This is a genomic window from Salisediminibacterium beveridgei (assembly GCF_001721685.1).
Lineage (GTDB): Bacteria > Bacillota > Bacilli > Bacillales > Salisediminibacteriaceae > Salisediminibacterium > Salisediminibacterium beveridgei.
Genome location: NZ_CP012502.1, coordinates 2,364,578 through 2,381,418 on the forward strand (window position 1 = coordinate 2,364,578; position 16,841 = coordinate 2,381,418).

The window sequence follows — 16,841 nt, forward strand, 5'->3', positions numbered from 1 at the left end:
CTTAAATAGTTATTCTCCTGGCTCCCATATTTCTTCGGTCTCTGAGAAGTTGAATTGAAAGCGATTATAGTTCGCTCATCACACTATTCCGATTGCCACTTTCAGGTTTGGCATTACATCAATGATGTGTCTTTTGATTCCTAATTCTTCTGGCTCAAACCCTAATGCCAATCCGATTAACTGCGGGAGATGCAGAATTGGCATTGTGATTTCTTCTTTCACCATTTTCTGTGCATCAGGTTGGTACATATCCAATTGCATTTGACATAATGGGCATGGTGTTACAATACAATCTGCATTTGATGCTTTAGAGAGATTGCAGTTTTTAGCTGTTAGTGACAGTGCTTCTTTCTCTGCAGGGAAGACCGAATGAAACCCGCAGCAGGCAAGGCGCTGATCATAGTCAACCGCCTCAGCACCAAGGGCTTCCACAACCATTTCAAGTGAACGAGGATTCAGCGGATCTTCAAAACCCATAACATCTGCAGGTCTAATGATATGACATCCATAGAAATTTGCGACTTTCAGGCCGCTCAATGGTCTTCGAATCAGTTTTTTCAGTTCGTCTAATCCATAATCCTTTATGATCATCCAGAGAAAATGCGTAACTTCAGATGTTCCTTGATAGGCTTTACTGCTGTACTCAAGATGTTGATTGATGACTTTCTTTTTTTGATCATCTCTATCAAGCTTCGTTTTGGAGTTTTTCAGCATTAAGGTACATGTATTGCATACTGTCAATAAGGGAAGGCTCATCTCCTCTGCTAAAGCAATGTTACGCGCATTAATAGAGTCGCTTAGAGATTCATCAATATCCTGAATGTGACTGGCGCCGCAGCATGTCCATCCATCCAGCTCGATTAATTCCACGCCTATTGCTTCCGCGACTTTCTTCGTTGAGATCATGAGTTCTTCCGCTGCGGATTCCAGCGTACATCCTGGAAAGAAGGCATATTTCATATTATCGAGTCCTTTCGTTTTGCATAAATAAGTTTCTGACGCCATGAATCCCGTTCACTTCTCCAGGAAAATGGAAAGGATTTATTTTACCTTTTGCAATCATTCTGTATGCAAAAGGAATCTTCCTTCCAACTGTGCTTACGAAACCATCCGTTCGAATCGGAAGCAGCATTTCATTCAGTCTTCCTTTATTTCGTACATCATTATAAAAGGCAAATGCATGGCGTGCCCCTTGATTATGCTTCTTCCCTTCTTGAATCGACTGTTGTCGAAGATACGCGATTTCATCCGTCAGAGGGATTGCCTTCGGGCATTTCGTTACACACTCCATGCAGTGCAGGCATTTCCAGATATCCTGGTCCGCAATGCTTCTTGCTCGCTCCGTGGTATCAGAGTCTCTTGACTCCACAAGGAAACGGTAAGCTTTATTGAAGATAAATGGATCCGGAAAAGAGCCGTCATTCACGTCCAATTGATTACATTCTGAACTGCATGAACCACATAAGATGCAATCCGTCGGTTTGGCAATTTTGTTTGCATCTTCTTTACTTTGCACGGATCCATCTTGCTTCGTAACATATGATTTTGGCTTCAACCAGGGATCGACGTGCATTAATTTCTCAACTTTCGGTTCCCAGTCAATGACCAGGTCCCGGATTACTTCGAAATTCCCAAGAGGTTCAATGGACAACTTCATGGAAGAGAAGGTATTGATTAAATCATCGATCTTTGTTTTACAGACGAGAAATGCATGACCGTTCACCTTCACTGCACAACTCCCACATATGGCGTGACGGCATGCAGAGGTGAAATTCAAAGAGGGGTCGATCTCATCTTTGATGGTCGTCAATGCCCATAAGAGTGTTTTTCCTTCTTCATAGGGAAGAACGTAATGCTGAACCCACTGTTCACTTCCATTATTTCGTTTGATTTGGAGAGTTAATTTTTTCATTTAGTAAACCCTCGCTTCCGGTTGATAAGATGTGATTTTGACATCCAAGTAGGATAACTTGTATTCATTCCCGTGCTTGCGAATGAGCGTGTGTTTCAGGAATTGGTCATCTCTACGGTCAGGGAAATCATAGCGGGAATGAGAACCTCTGCTTTCTTCCCGGGCCAGCGCACCCATAACCACACCTTTCGCCAATGTTAATAGATTCCCAAGTTCTGCATAATGCACAAATGCCATATTATGTTTTTTTGAATCGTCATCAATGGAAACAAATTCGTATTCCTGAATGAGTTGATCAATTTCCAATTCTGCTTTCAACATTTTCTCTCTTGTTCTGAATATTCCAACGTTCTCCCACATCGTCTTTGCCATGCGATCCCGGATATCAACTGCGGGGATTCCCGTATTTCGCTTTCGTATGTCGTTAAACATGGTCTCCCATTTCTCTCTTTCGTTCCGAACCGATTCTTCGTTACCCAATGTGCGTGTCTGTGCAGTTTTTCTGGCACCTATCCCTGCATATTTACCAAAAAGAACCACATCAGCAACGGAGTTCCCACCTAAACGATTGGCACCGTGCAATGACACACAGCTACATTCACCTGCTGCATGAATGCCGTGAATGTCTGTTGCGAGTGTCTCCGGGTTGCTCACATGAATGCCACCCATTGTATAATGGCAACTCGCACGGATCGGAACCGGTTCTTTGAGCAGATCCACGTCCTCGAAATCCATCGCCAATTCTCTAACCTGTGGTAATCTCTCCATAATCTTCTCCTCACCTAAGTGACGGAGATCCATCAATACATAAGCATCAATTCCTTGTCCAAATCCGTTTCCAGCTTCGATTTCCATTTCAATTGAGCGGGAAACCAAATCCCTCGGTGCCAATTCCATCTTGTCCGGTGCATATTTAGACATGAAACGCTCACCATGCTTATTGATGAGATACCCACCTTCTCCACGACAAGCTTCAGACAGAAGAATGCCTGTTGAGGCAAGGCCAGTGGGATGAAATTGGATAAACTCTGGATCTTTGAGTGGAATACCTGCATGAAAGCATGCGGCGGTACCGTCCCCCGTCATATTGAAGGCATTCGTCGTTCGATTCCAATAGATTCTGCCGAAGCCTCCTGTGGCAACTACAACCGCTTTAGCTTGTATACCCACCATCTCTCCAGAACGTATATCCATGGCCACCAGACCGTCGACTGATTGTTCAGTAACGACGAGGGAACAGAGAAACGAATCATTCAGAAAATCAACACCCTTTTTCAGGCATTGCTCGTACAAGGAATGGAGGATGACATGACCGGTCTTATCCGCAGAAAAACAAGTCCGCGGTGAGGACGCTCCTCCAAAAGGTCTTTGGGCTACATGCCCTTTTTCATCTCTTGAGAAAGGAACTCCGTAATAGTCCAGTTCATGAATAACATCCGGCATTTTTTCCGTGAAGAAAGCAACGGCATCTTGATCTGCCAGGAAGTCACTGCCTTTTACTGTATCTTTAAAATGTTTCTCAGGAGAATCTGTTGGATCAAGATGCCCCATCGCAGCATTGATTCCCCCCTGAGCTGCTCCGGTATGTGACCTTGTCGGGAAAATTTTCGACAGACAAGCAACTTTTAGCTCTTTATCTTCACAGGCATTCAAAGCAGCCATCATTCCTGCTCCACCTGCACCAATGACTACCACATCATATGATAAAATCAATTCAATCCCACCTTTTTCAAACCGTTTTATATTGCTTTACTCCATCTTCATATAAATTGTTACCTTTGGAATCGATGGCTACCACACAAGGATAATCAACCACTTCCATTTTTCTTATAGCTTCAGGTCCAAGATCTTCATATGCAACGATCTCAACTTCCGTAATGGAATCCGAAATCAGTGCTGCAGCTCCACCTACTGCCGCGAAGTAAATCCCGTTATGCTTCTTCATGGCATCGATCACCGTCTCGCTTCTCGGACCTTTTCCAATCATCCCTTTTAGCCCGTGTTCCAGAAGTGCAGGTGAGTAGGCATCCATTCTCCCGCTGGTGGTTGGACCACATGAACCAATAATTTTGCCTGGTTTGGCGGGTGTGGGTCCTGCATAATAGATCACTTGATCTTTGACATCAAAAGGGAGTTTTTCTCCATTTTCCATTGCTTCAATCATTTTCTTATGGGCTGCATCCCTTGCCGTGTAAATAGTTCCGGTAATCGTCACCAAATCACCTGCTTTAAGTTCAGCCACCTGTTTCTCATCTAATGGAATGGTAATTTGTTTTGCCTCTGCCATTTGAATCCCTCCTCGTTTACAAAATCACTTCTTTATGTCTTGCTGCATGACAGTTCAAGGTCACACATACTGGTAGCATGGCGATGTGGGTTGGAGCGGTTTCAATATGAACGGCCAAAGCAGTCACTTTACCGCCAAACCCTTGAGGTCCGATACCAAGTTTATTGATTCTCTCTAGTAACTGATCTTCCAAATCTGAATATTCTGGAGTCATATGGTGCGAACCGGCATGCCTGGCCAATGCTTTCTTTGCGAGAAGTGTGCACTGATCCATGGTTCCGCCTATTCCCACACCGACAATAACCGGTGGACATGGATTTCCTCCTGCGTTGGTCAGTGTATTGACAATGAAATCAGCTACTCCGTCCAACCCCTCTGATGGTTTGCACATTTTGACGGCTCCCATGTTTTCACTACCTGCTCCCTTAGGAAGAATCTGAATCTTCAACTCGTCACCTTCCACGACCTCCGTATGAATCACAGCAGGTGTGTTATCTCCTGTGTTGACTCTATGGATCAAAGGGTCCCCAACAACTGATTTACGTAAATATCCCTCTTTGTATCCTTGTCTGACTCCTTCATTTATGGCATCAATTAATGAACCATCTGAAATATGCACTTCCTGACCAAGTGTCACCAAAATCACCGTAATACCCGTGTCCTGGCACATAGGCACTTGATCTTCTCTGGCCAACTTGATATTCGAGAGAATCTTTTCCAAACTGTATTTTCCGAAGTCTGATACTTCATCTTTGTATGCTTTTTCAATGAGTTGCTCAACATCCTCCGGCAAATCATAGGCTGCCTGAATGCATAAATTTCTGACATGTTCCGTAATTGTTTTCGTCTGAATTGTTTTCATATTAACCTCTCCTCTTTTACCAAAGTCCTAATATTTTCCACCAAACGCCTCCGACACCAAGCCAAATGACAATGTGGACGATGGAGAGTACCAATCCAATTCCCCACCACTTATTCTGTGTGACATAACCTGAACCGAAGAAGACTGGAGCTGGTCCGCAACTATAGTGCGTCAAACATCCGAACAGATTACTGAAGAATGCCAAAATCAATGCGGAGACTACCGGAGGTGCTCCTGAAGCCACCAGAACAGCTAAAAATGCCGCATACATGGCACTGACATGCGCTGTGTTACTTGCAAAGAAGTAATGTGAATAGAAGTAAACAATAGACAAAATGATTAAGGCCCACATCCAGTTCACACCAGTGATGGAGTTGCCCATCAGTTCACTGAACCATGGGATCATTCCCAGTTCATTGAGAAATGAAGCTAGCATGACCAATACAGCAAACCAGATTAATGTATCCCAGGCTCCTTCCTCTTTTTTGATGTCATTCCAACTCAAAACCTGGCTAAGGAGTAAAATCGATAAACCTATAAATGCCGTAAGCGTGGCACTGATGCCGAACTGATCGCCGAAAATCCATAAGCCTAAAATCAGAAAGAAAACCGCAATCATCGACCACTCTGCTTTTTTCAGTGGACCCATGGCTTTTAATTTCTCCTCCGCAAACGTTGCTGCTGCCGGTGTTTCTTTAATTTCCGGCGGGTTTAACTTGAATACAATCATCGGGATTAAGATCAGGCTTAACATTCCTGGAACAAAAGCAGCGACTGCCCATCCTGTCCACGTGATGGTCTCCCCTGTTACATCATAAGCAATGGAAACTGCCAACGGATTTGCAGCCATTGCTGTCAAGAACATGGCAGATGTGACCATGTCTCCCTGAAAGGTCACCTTGGTCAAATAGCTTCCAATTTTGCTCTCTGTCCCATCGCCAACACGGGAACCATAACTTTCTGATAAAGATTTAACAATCGGAAACAGGATTCCACCTGATCGGGCAGTATTCGATGGCATTGCCGGAGATAATAACAAATCGCTGGCAATCAATGAATAAGAAAGTCCAAGTGTTTTCTTTCCAAATCGTTTCACAAATAGATAGGCAACCCGTGAACCCAATCCCGTCTTAATGAATCCTCGGGAAATAAAAAATGCAATCACAATCAGCCAAATCGTTGTGTTTTGAAATCCTGATAATGATTCTCCCAATGTGAGCGTCTGTGTTAACACCGTCATGGTCAGTGACAGGATTGCAATACTGCCCATTGGCAGTGGCTTCATGATCAACCCCGCAATCGTCGCCACAAAGATAGCAAACAGTCGCCATGCTTCTGGTTCAAGTCCTTGTGGTACAGGAAGAAACCAGATCACACCCCCAATCAAAAACGTAAGCAGCAGTCTCTTCCAATCTACTTCGCTTTTCGTCTTTTCTGATTTCAACTCTTGTTGTTCTTGAATCTTTCTTTCTGGTAAGGCCATTCTTTACCCTCCTCTTTGTGTTTTATTTCACATAATCAATCGATTGCTTACACCATAAGAATATGAGAAATCTCTTGAAACGAATACATTCAGTAAGTAACGAAACCATTATGTAAGTAATGAAAGCGCGTGTAGGGATCGTACTTCTTAGAACACAAAAAATCCCTCTTCAAAAGAAGAAGGATTCATCAGGAAAGGCCGCTCTAACAGTTGCTTCCTTGCACTTATATTAATTTTTTGACTCGTTCACGATTGATGACTTTGAATGTGGATACAGGTCTGCCCACTTTGTGATAGTTCATTGATTCTGAAATCACATGCATGTCAACCAGATAATTTAAATACTTCCTGACAGAAACTCTCGACAAACCAATGATTTCAGCAAATTCCTCTGTTGTGAAAGCTTGTTCCTCCTGAAGCAGGAGGCTCTCAGCAATTCGTTTCATCGTTACTTCTGTAAGTCCTTTAGGGAAATCTGAATTGGATTGTTCCGACGCAATGCTCGTTTTAGATTTAAACTGTCTGTCCACTTCATCTTGCTTCCATTGGTGGATACTTAAGATCTCTTTCCTGGTTTCATAATACGTGATCAGTGCTTCTTTGAACCGGTCAAATTCAAAGGGTTTAATCAAATAATCAACAGCGCCTAACCGGATCCCTTTTTGAATGCTCTCTCTGTCATGAGAAGCCGTAATGATTATCACATCGCATTCAGAGTTCGTTGAACGTATTTTTTTTAAGAGGTCCCAGCCGTTCATGCCTGGCATATGGATATCGAGTAAGACTAAATCAATGGTTTCAGAGTTGAGTACTTCCTCCGCTTCATAAGCCTGACTGCAGATTCCTCTCAATTCAAACCCGGAAATTTTCTGAAGAAAACGCTTATTAAACTCCGAAACCATTGGGTCATCTTCAACGATTAGTGTACGAATCATGCTGATCCTCCTTCACTACATAAGGTATTTTGACATAAAAAGACGTACCTTCTTCGCTGGACCTGATCGAGATCGTCCCGTCCATCGATTGAATGTTACTGTTCACAATCGGCAAGCCAAACCCTCTATGTTCTCCTTTGGTCGTTATACCTCTTTCAAGAACCCGGTTATGGATTTCATCGGGTATACCCGTTCCATTATCGGATACAACGATCTCCATTTCAAAATGCTCATAAACTAGTTCCACATAAATTTCATCCGAATTGGCTTCAATGGCATTATCCACTAAATTCCCGATGATACTCACTAGTTTATGTGCGATTTCAGGGGTTTTTGACTCTGGTACATAGGTTTCATCGGACAGGATCATTTTCACACCGTTCTCGCGAGCATAACTGAGTTTACCTGTTAGAACTGCAGCAATTACCGGGTCATATATTTTCTTTTTAATGAATTCAAGTTCCTGATCGTGATCAGTGATCTCTTTTTTCATGTAGTGTTTCAATTCATCGTAACTTTCGAGGTGCAACATTGCCATGATGACTTGCAGTTTATTCTTGAATTCATGGCTCTTTGCCCTCAGCGCTTCCGCGTAAGTTTTTACTCCCGTCAGTTCCTCAGCCAACCGCTGCACTTCCGTCTTGTCACGAAATGTTGCAACGGCTCCAATAATCTCACCTTTCACCATGATCGGTACCCGATTAACCAGTATGGATACTTCCGGAAATGAAAATTCTTCATCCAGCTCACGTTTGCCTGAGTGAAGCACCGTTTTCAATCTTGACCTTGGTAAGACTTTTTCAATATCCTCACCGACTGGATTATCTTTAAAGCCTGTCTTCTTTAGCAATGTATATGCTTCACTGTTTACAAGACTGACTGTTCCATCTTTATTAATGGCAATAATGCCTTCCTTCACAGACTGAATCAGCGAATTTCTTTCACCTAATATTTTAGCGATTTCATCAGGTTCCAGTCCAAACATAATTCTTTTAATTTTTCTGCCTAGTATATAGGCTCCGATAATCCCAGCCAGCAGACCAATCAAAAGCCCGGTAATAATGATAATATGGCCGATTCGCACCTCTCGTTCGACTTCATCAAGTAGTATCCCCACTGCTACTGCGCCTACTTGAGTTTCATCATAGAATATGGGACTGAATGAGCGGAGAGAAAAGCCCAGTGAACCTTCCCCAATAGAGACATAATTTTCACCTTGCAACACCGCCTCTTCATCATTTCCTTGAAATGTTTCGCCAACAAGTGAGGGATTAGGGTGTGATTGTCGGAGTCGATCCATATCCAGTACAACGACAAAGTCTACCCCGGTTTCTTTCCTGATGACTTCTGCATAGGCTTGAATCTTGTTATCTTCATTTCTGGTTGCTAATTCTCTACTGATCAATTCAGACAAAGAGACAACATCGGCAATATTATTGGCCCGCAGTTCAATCTGGTCATAGGTCCGTTGTTCAATAAACTGACTAATTAAAAAGCCAGTTAATAGAAGGGACCCAATCAAGACGCAACATATCAAAACGGTTATTCTAGATATCAAATTTAAGTTCTCAAGCCACTTCATAGCTATCCTCTCAATTCTGTGATTCTTTACCGTGCAAGGGTTCTTCGATTTCTTTATTTTACGTAAAGCTCGTTCACGATGATATAGTTATCACAAAATCGTGCGATATAATTGTATCGCTCATGACTCGACCATATAAAAACCCTCCCGGCACCGAATTTTTACGGTTGCCGGGAGGGTTTTGTTTTGGTCGATTATCCGATATTCATCGGAATGCCGGACAGGTAGAACAGATACCGACCGGCGAATTCACCGACCAGGATGAATCCGACGGCGACATAGATGAACGCCGGAATCTTCGTTGCCACTTGTTCACGGGCTTTGTAGAAGCTGACAACTATGAGCGCACCACCGACGATGGTCAAGAGCCAGCGAGACACCATGAGCCAGACGTTGCCATCAAAGAGCACAGCCAGGCTCGACTGGGCTGCCGGTCCGCCGCCGGCAAGTCCTGTCAGGTACACCGGCACCATCACGAGCTGCACGACAATCGCCGCCGCTGCTGCGAATGCGGCTTTTTTCATAAACAGAACGTAAGGCTCTTTTGCCATGGACGGCCGGTCAAAGAGTGCCACCATCATGCCGTAGCCGATAGCCCCGAACACGATCATCGTGCCGAAGAATCCCACGTACGTGTTCAGATGGGTCCAGGCCGGAATGATCGTCGTGGCATACACACTTGCCATGGTGAACACCGCTCCTGCCCCAACGACACCCGTCACGATGGATACGATGCCCAGAGGCTTATTGATGCGCTCCATCAGATACGTGAGAACGAGCATACCAAGGAACAAACCGGCAAAGAGAATCTCACGGGACAGCCATGAGCTGCCGAGGTTCATCACAGTGTAAATCGCGTTGGAAACAGATCCTAAGTGGAACATGGACAGGATGATCGCGACTCCCATGATCCCGATCAGGGAAACGAGGCCTTTTGAGACCCATTTCATGTCTGTCATTCCTCTTGTTTTCAATTGATACCTGGCGATCATCATAAAGATGAAGGTTCCTGCTGCGAATTGCCCCAGCAAGGTGAAAAAGATTAATGGCCATTCTTGAGCAAACATTGGTCATCCCCTCCTATCGTTTCTTTTGGTTGACGACTATATTCGGATTCGTCACATCAAGCTCAGGGAAATAGCGGATGGATGAGTTCGTACCGTATTTGGCACGGAGTTCATCGATATCCCCGTATTCAATGGCGCGCATCGTACACGCGGACACACACACCGGATCCTCTCCCTCATCGATCAGGTCTTTACAGAAATCACATTTGGCCACTTTGCCTTCGTCTTCCAGATAGACCGGTCCGTCATAAGGACATGACCAGAGGCACATCTTACAACCGACACATTTTTCGTGGTCATAGTCGACGATGCCGTCTTCTCTTTTATGCATCGCCCCTGTCGGACAGTTCTCCACACACTTCGGTGAATCGCAGTGATTACAGCTGATGGTGACGTGGTCCACATACGGATTCGGATAACTGCCACCTTCGAACGTATGAACCGTTCTGAACAATTCATCTGTTTTCAGATCGTTTTTATCTTTACAGACGATCTGACAGCCTTTACAGCCGATACAATTTTCCAGATTATAATAAAATCCTAGCTGTCCCATGTTTCGTTCCCTCCTTCTTCACCGAATTATACGGTTCTCGGTTCCCAGTATTTGTCCTCTTTCAACGGTGTCCCTTCCCATTTCTCAAAATCACCAATGACAGAGTTCCAGCCGGAGATGGCCTGTCCTGTCGGAATGGATCCTGTCAGAATGTTGTCGGATCCGGCGCGGTCTATGCCCGTTTCAGGGTCAATTTCAACCCATGCTCCGTGCATCAGACCAACGACTCCTGGCATCAGTCGTTCGGTGACGTGGGCAATCCGTAAGGTTTCGCCGTGCTTGGAGGTAATCTTGACCGTGTCGCCGTCTTTCACGCCACGTTCCTTCGCGTCAGCTGCAGCCACATACACTTCGTTCGGCCATGCTTCCCGGAGCCACGGATTGTTATCGAAGATCGTGTGCGCCCGGCGCAAGTAGTGAGGATTGATCACCTGAAGCGGGTAGTCACCCTTCTCCCGATTTTCAAAATTGTCGTACGTGTCTTCATAGCCTTCAATCGCCGGATTGTACGTCGGGATCGGATCGATTTCCGTGAAGCCGATGCTCTTCACATATTCCTGCAGGGCTTCGGAGTAGATTTCGAGTTTTCCGGTGGCTGTTTCCAGCGGGTTCGCCTCCGGATCTTCCCGGAACGCTTCCTGGGCAATGTAACCGTAGTTGTCCCCAGGCTTTCGCTCGACCTGATAGACCCCTTTTTCCTCGAGCTCGGCGATGGTGATGCGGCCCTGTTGCGGTTCGCCTTCCACGCCCCATTCACTGATGTCTTCTTGTGTAATGGTCACGAGGGGTTCGTAGTCCGTTCCGGCTTCGTTGATGACCGTCGCGCCGGCGATCTGATTAAAGAGCTGCTGCCGCGCCGGGATGTCGCCGTAGACTTCTTCTGCGGTGAACCCTAGTTTCTCCCCGATCATCGTCGTGATTTCTGCATCATCTTTCGCTTCATACATCGGCTCGATCACGCGACGGTAATAGAAGAGCGCGTCGCGGTTCCCGACGTTGAAGCCGCCTTCTCGTTCCCAGTGGGTCGTGGCCGGTAAAACGATGTCCGAGTATTTGGCATTGGTGGTGATGAAGTGGCCGTTTGTGACGACGAACTCCACATTCTTATGCACGTCGATGCCGTAGGACTGGCCGTCACGGGTCTGAAGCGTGGCCCCCATGCCGTGGTAAATCATTTGAATATTGATGTCACGCTTATCATTGTATCCGGCGGTGTATTCACCGTTTTGAATCGCTTTCCACATCTCTGCGTGGACGATGCTTTCACCGACTTCGTTCTCCGCACCTCCGGGTACGCCGCTTCCGCCACCCATCACGAGACGGTGTCCGCCGTTACCGGTACCGAAGTGACAGCTTACCCCCGTCATGCGTCCCGGTTTTGCCATATGGCCCGTCATCGCACCGAAGGTCATGAACATCTGTGGCCACGAATCGGAATTCTTAATCCGTGCCGGTGCCCAGCCCGTTAAAAGGGCGACGCGGTTCGTACTGCCGATTTCCCGTGCGATCCGTTTAATGACGGTTTCGTCCACACCAGAAATGGCACTGGCCCATGCAGCGTCTTTCGGTTCCCCGTCGTGGGTGCCCAGCACATAGTCCTTGAAGTTCTGCTTTTCATCGGCGCCTTCCGGCATCATGTCCTGGTCAAAACCGACGGAACACTTCTTCAGGAAGTCCCAGTCAATCAAAGGATTATCATCCGGATCATCTTCGGTGATGATCGTATGCGCCATGCCGAGCATCAATGCGTGGTCGGTTCCTACGTGAACCGGTACCCATTCATCGCCCAACAGTTCTGCAGATTCCGAGTACATCGGATCGATGACGATGAAGCGAGCGCCTGCTTTTTTAGCCTGAAGGAAATTGTACGTCGGAGATCCCGGTGAACTCCAGGCCGGATTCAGTCCCCAGAGCACGATGAGCTGTGAATTCCTGAGATCCATCCGGTCATTGATGCTGTGCTCAAAGTAGCCTTCCTGCAGTCCGAAATAGGATGGACCCCAGCGCCATGAACCCCAGGACGTCGTGCCCCATGTGCCCACGTGGCCGCCGACGAGGTTCAATGCCCGGCTGATGTCACCGCCAGTGACGAGAATGGAGCGGTTATCATACTTGCCTTTGATCCGTTCAATTTCTGAAGCAACGATATCTGTCGCCTCATCCCAACTGATGCGCTCCCACTCATCTTCACCGCGAAGGGCCTTATCACCGCCACCTGGCTCCCAGTGCTTTCGTTTCATCGGATACTTGAGACGGTCCACGCCGTATACTTGCTGACGCTGGGAGCGTCCTCGTACACAGGCGCGCTGCTGCGGATTATCCGCACTGTCTTCTCGTGTGTCGTCCGTTTTCACCCGCTGCACCACACCGTCGACGACATGCGCCTTTAAGAGACAGCGTCCACCGCAGTTATGCCAGCACGCTGCCGGGATCCATTCACCTTCTTTGTCCCGAAGTTCTTCAGCCTGAACGGCGGAGAGCTTCTGCAACCCTTTTGATGTGACTGGCACCATGGCACCAGCGGTTACTGCCGCCCCGGTGCCGAGAAATGCCCGCCGGCTGATTTTGAAATCCTTCACCTTACTGAATAGTTCAAACATCTTACCGTCACCTCCACATTATTCTGATTGTTGAAATGCCTGATACAAATTGTCCTGCAGTTTCCGGTCGAGGGTTAACCATCCTTCCAACAGGTCGGCGCACCCTTCATAAAACAGCGTATCTGAAGCTTCCCGGATATCTTTTGTGAACGGTGCGATCCAGGAATGCAGGTGCTGTTCGAGGAAAATGATCTGATCTTGCAAGATGGTTTTTGCCTGAGCTGGATTGTCCTTGAATGATTTTGTGAAATCTTTCACTAAATCACTCATAAAATCAAGCTCAAAACCGATGTGGTCCTCAGCTTCCTGTCCCGTCCTTGCCACTTGATGGCCGTACTTCGCATATGCTTTACGAACCTGTACAGTCTCTTCTTGAAACAGCATGCGGCCGTCATGGCGGTACGCCGATGCCCAAGGTGGTGCGGGTAATTCAAACGGTCCGATAAACATCCGGGTATAGTCCCAGTGAATCGCTTCGAATGAATCCATCGGTTCCTTCTCCCATTCCGTTATGGCGAGACGGATCTTTTGAATCCCGCTGTTCATCAACTTCTCTTCCTCCACGAGAGGAAACTGCTCTCCTTTTATTAATTGCTGAATAAATTCAAACTGCTCTTCTGTCGGTTCGGCTATGAACAACTGTGTCAACCATTCATAGTAGAACTGCCTGACTTCCTGAACATCTTCAATCATCTCTTCGTTGACGGATGGATGAAGCGTAACCAATTCATCAACCCCTTTCTCTAAGTGCTTAAGTCAAGTGTATACGACTGCGTTTCGAATTGATTCAGACGAAAGTGAAAATCTGCAAATAGAATTTTGTACAGGATGACAAGGAACCTGTGACGAATTGGTGACCATAAAGAAAACTAAGGCTTATCGCCAAGGTTAAATGGCGAAAGCCTTAGTTGCACTTATACTATATTCCTTTACCAAAGTTAAACTTTCCTAAAGTACAAAAAGACCCTTTCCGGAACGGAAAAGGCATCATTCGTCTGACAGGAAATAGCGAATTTTGGGTTTCGGCAACGTCACTCTCGTAGAAGGGTCCGTATAGGTCCGGGTAATTCCCGCTTCCGCAAGGGTCTGCCAATCCGCTGATGAACCAAGAGGTGCTCTTTCCATGTCCCCAAAGAGCAATGCCCCGGACGTGCAGGCTTCCACGCAGGCAGGCTCCTGGCCGTTTTCCCGGCGATCTGTGCAAAGCTCACACTTCTTCGCTTTCAACCCGCTGATCGTCGTCTCGATCCGGATCATCTGAAACGGACAGACGGCTTCACACTTTCCGCATCCGTCGCAGAGACTGTCATCAATGACAACGGCACCGTCGCGTCTTTTGGAGAAAGCGTGTTTCAAGCAGACACGCATGCATTCCGGCGAACTGCAATGATGGCAGCTAAACGACAGATAAAAACTGTCTAAATCATTTCGTACAGCACGAAAAGCCTTTGAGGTGCGGCTGCGATTTTCGTTTGTACAGGCAGACACGCAGGCAAAGCAACCCACACAGCGGTCGGTTTTCAGATAGAAGGCCAGTTGTTTCATAAAAGTCTCCTCCCTGCTTTTATCATGCTTGCCCGGTTATCATAAAAGGATGTTGAATTCATCTTCTTCATCTCCGTGGAGTGACGTTCTTTCATCAGCTGATTCACCGGATCCTCCCCGCCCTGGCGCATGATCAGAATGCCGTCTGCGATCGTTTTGTCCCGTTTCACATGTCTTCTGACCTCCCCGGCATCGTTGAATATCAGCACCGGATCACCGTCTTGGAGTCCCTCTTTTTCAGCAACCCTTTCTGACATCGCCACTTCGTTCCGGTGCAGGTGATCCGGCATGATCATCCCCGTCTCAAACTGGGAATGGATGTGCAGGAGCGATTGCGCCGTGATGACTTGAAAGTCATAGGGTTCATTGCCTGTTCGGTGCTGAAAAAAACCGTTCAGAAAACTGCAGTTTTTTTCGTTGTGATGCCGAAAGGACCGTTTTTCCTTAACCTTTTCTGATTTCAGCTGCAACGGGCTGAAGCGAAGGGCCATCGCGTCTTTTAACTCCGGTTGCAGGTCGCTCAAAACGGCTGCCACTTGCTTAATCCAGCTCAATTCTGTCAGATCTTCCGGAAATGCGCTGATCCCCGGTCGTCGTTCGTTCATTGCTTCTGATACGCCTCGGGCGATGCTCAGGTCACTTCGGCTCTCATGATAGGGTGTGATCGCGGGTTCGTTCAAAGAAAGCCAGCTGTTCCAGTAACTGACGTGAAGATCATACTGCTCAAAGTGACTCGTCACCGGTAAAATCAGATCTGCATACATCGCCGTTTTCGTCATCGTCAATTCACTGACAACGAGAAACGGAACGGAATCAAGCAGTTCCTTCCAGGCTTCCACCGATTCGTCTTGACTGAGCGGGTTGCGGTTAAAAATCCACAAGAGATCGAGCGGTTCCTCCTGAAACTGAAGGCAGGTTTCAGCGAAACGATTGTACGACAATCCCCGTGATCCCGGACTCTTCCCCGGTGTCAGTTCATGATCGACCCTGTCGTGAAACGTGAAAAATCCAGGATGAATGTAAAACACGGGCCGCTTTTGAAGGGTAGCATTTTCTGTCAGTATCGCCAGGGCATCCACCATTCTCACACTCTTGTCACCAAAGGCGTAGCGCTGCATCCCGAAGCCGATCCAGGTGGCGACCGTCCCCGGATTCTGATAGGCCGTTACCAATGCCAGCAGCGCCTCTTCGCCAATGCCCGTCTCGCTTAACAGCTGATTGACGTCTGCCTGGTTAAGATCCCGTTGGAATACGTCAAAGCCTTCGATCGTTTCCGGTTCGATGAGGGCGTTTTGTTCACTGAGGTGCTTGATCAGTAAAGCGGCAAGGGCTGCGTCAGATCCGGGCTTTATCTGGATATAGATATCCGCCACTTTCGCCGTAGGGGTAAATACCGGATCGATGACAATCAACACGGCACCTTGATCCCTGGCTGTATGAATGAACTTCATCTGATGGATATTTGTCACGGCAGGGTTCGCGCCCCAGATGACAATACAGTCTGCGTCTGCCATCGTTACCGGTTCATGATAAGGAATGCCGCCCCGTTGCCGTTCAAGGGCCAGTTTCCCGGTTCCAAGACATGGATTGCCAACAGAATACGTGTGGTCACCGAGGTACGAGAAAAAGCCCTGCATGGCGTGCTGCAAGAAGCCGAGGTTCCCAGAGAAGGTATTGTATCCGACAGAGCGAAACGTACCGCGTCGATCAAAACTTTCGATCAGCTTGTCGGCGACTGTCGAACAGGCTTCTTCCCAGGAAATACGTTCCCATTTCTCCTCGCCCCGTTCACCTTTACGTCGCAATGGATACTTCAGACGGTTCTCCGCATACACAAACTCCGGATACTGATACCCTTTCGCACAGAGTTTGCCTCTTGAAAATCCGTGCTTCGGATCTCCTGTGACCTTAATGAGACGGTCATTTTTGACATGAGCAATCATGCTGCAGGACGAATAACAGTTTCGTGGACATGTCGTACGCGTAAACCGCTCGCGATGATTCGTCTGACCCAT

14 protein-coding genes are annotated in these 16,841 nt (G+C 46.9%); all 14 read right to left on the reverse strand.

Annotated features, from left to right (window positions below; all coding sequences use genetic code 11):
* Positions 1–78: 78 nt before the first annotated feature.
* Positions 79–960 (reverse strand): CoB--CoM heterodisulfide reductase iron-sulfur subunit B family protein, encoded by an 882-nt coding sequence (locus BBEV_RS11050; protein WP_069365528.1) that lies wholly within the window; start codon positions 958–960, stop codon positions 79–81.
* Position 961: 1 nt separating this feature from the next.
* Positions 962–1,912, reverse strand: coding sequence for a succinate dehydrogenase/fumarate reductase iron-sulfur subunit (locus BBEV_RS11055; RefSeq protein ID WP_069365529.1), 951 nt, complete (start codon positions 1,910–1,912; stop codon positions 962–964).
* Positions 1,913–3,625 carry an FAD-binding protein gene (locus tag BBEV_RS11060; RefSeq protein ID WP_232318161.1) on the reverse strand — a complete coding sequence of 571 codons (1,713 nt, stop codon included), beginning with the start codon at positions 3,623–3,625 and terminating at the stop codon, positions 1,913–1,915.
* Between the two features lie 16 nt (positions 3,626–3,641).
* On the reverse strand, positions 3,642–4,199 hold the full coding sequence (locus tag BBEV_RS11065) for a Fe-S-containing hydro-lyase (RefSeq protein WP_069365530.1): 558 nt from the start codon (positions 4,197–4,199) through the stop codon (positions 3,642–3,644).
* A 16-nt stretch (positions 4,200–4,215) separates the two neighbouring features.
* Positions 4,216–5,061 (reverse strand): fumarate hydratase, encoded by an 846-nt coding sequence (locus tag BBEV_RS11070; protein WP_069365531.1) that lies wholly within the window; start codon positions 5,059–5,061, stop codon positions 4,216–4,218.
* Positions 5,062–5,077: 16 nt separating this feature from the next.
* On the reverse strand, positions 5,078–6,505 hold the full coding sequence (locus BBEV_RS11075; RefSeq protein ID WP_407690251.1) for an anion permease: 1,428 nt from the start codon (positions 6,503–6,505) through the stop codon (positions 5,078–5,080).
* Positions 6,506–6,768: 263 nt separating this feature from the next.
* A complete protein-coding gene (locus tag BBEV_RS11080; RefSeq protein WP_069365533.1) occupies positions 6,769–7,479 on the reverse strand; it encodes a response regulator in 711 nt (236 codons plus the stop codon).
* Entirely contained in the window at positions 7,457–9,001 is a 1,545-nt protein-coding gene (gene dcuS / locus BBEV_RS11085; RefSeq protein ID WP_232318162.1) for a DcuS/MalK family sensor histidine kinase, read from the reverse strand. Before dcuS ends, BBEV_RS11080 begins: the two co-directional genes overlap by 23 nt.
* 254 nt (positions 9,002–9,255) lie before the next feature.
* Positions 9,256–10,128 carry a dimethyl sulfoxide reductase anchor subunit family protein gene (locus BBEV_RS11090; protein WP_069365535.1) on the reverse strand — a complete coding sequence of 291 codons (873 nt, stop codon included), beginning with the start codon at positions 10,126–10,128 and terminating at the stop codon, positions 9,256–9,258.
* 13 nt (positions 10,129–10,141) lie between these two features.
* Positions 10,142–10,681, reverse strand: coding sequence for a DMSO/selenate family reductase complex B subunit (locus BBEV_RS11095; RefSeq protein WP_069365536.1), 540 nt, complete (start codon positions 10,679–10,681; stop codon positions 10,142–10,144).
* A gap of 26 nt (positions 10,682–10,707) precedes the next feature.
* Positions 10,708–13,281 (reverse strand): molybdopterin-dependent oxidoreductase, encoded by a 2,574-nt coding sequence (locus tag BBEV_RS11100; RefSeq protein WP_069365537.1) that lies wholly within the window; start codon positions 13,279–13,281, stop codon positions 10,708–10,710.
* Positions 13,282–13,299: 18 nt separating this feature from the next.
* Positions 13,300–14,007: a TorD/DmsD family molecular chaperone gene (locus BBEV_RS11105; protein WP_084007358.1), complete on the reverse strand. Its 708-nt coding sequence runs from the start codon at positions 14,005–14,007 to the stop codon at positions 13,300–13,302.
* A gap of 261 nt (positions 14,008–14,268) precedes the next feature.
* On the reverse strand, positions 14,269–14,826 hold the full coding sequence (locus tag BBEV_RS11110) for a 4Fe-4S dicluster domain-containing protein (protein ID WP_069365538.1): 558 nt from the start codon (positions 14,824–14,826) through the stop codon (positions 14,269–14,271).
* Positions 14,823–16,841: a molybdopterin-dependent oxidoreductase gene (locus tag BBEV_RS11115; RefSeq protein ID WP_069365539.1), complete on the reverse strand. Its 2,019-nt coding sequence runs from the start codon at positions 16,839–16,841 to the stop codon at positions 14,823–14,825. The genes BBEV_RS11110 and BBEV_RS11115 overlap by 4 nt, the downstream gene beginning before the upstream one ends.

Bases quoted from the DNA above. Each gene is read 5' to 3' on its own strand.
- BBEV_RS11100 (WP_069365537.1), bottom strand. From the start codon at position 13,281: ATGTTTGAACTATTCAGTAAGGTGAAGGATTTCAAAATCAGCCGGCGG.
- BBEV_RS11050 (WP_069365528.1), bottom strand. From the start codon at position 960: ATGAAATATGCCTTCTTTCCAGGATGTACGCTGGAATCCGCAGCGGAA.
- BBEV_RS11055 (WP_069365529.1), bottom strand. From the start codon at position 1,912: ATGAAAAAATTAACTCTCCAAATCAAACGAAATAATGGAAGTGAACAG.
- BBEV_RS11110 (WP_069365538.1), bottom strand. From the start codon at position 14,826: ATGAAACAACTGGCCTTCTATCTGAAAACCGACCGCTGTGTGGGTTGC.
- BBEV_RS11115 (WP_069365539.1), bottom strand. From the start codon at position 16,841: ATGGGTCAGACGAATCATCGCGAGCGGTTTACGCGTACGACATGTCCA.
- BBEV_RS11065 (WP_069365530.1), bottom strand. From the start codon at position 4,199: ATGGCAGAGGCAAAACAAATTACCATTCCATTAGATGAGAAACAGGTG.
- BBEV_RS11080 (WP_069365533.1), bottom strand. From the start codon at position 7,479: ATGATTCGTACACTAATCGTTGAAGATGACCCAATGGTTTCGGAGTTT.
- BBEV_RS11070 (WP_069365531.1), bottom strand. From the start codon at position 5,061: ATGAAAACAATTCAGACGAAAACAATTACGGAACATGTCAGAAATTTA.
- BBEV_RS11095 (WP_069365536.1), bottom strand. From the start codon at position 10,681: ATGGGACAGCTAGGATTTTATTATAATCTGGAAAATTGTATCGGCTGT.
- BBEV_RS11090 (WP_069365535.1), bottom strand. From the start codon at position 10,128: ATGTTTGCTCAAGAATGGCCATTAATCTTTTTCACCTTGCTGGGGCAA.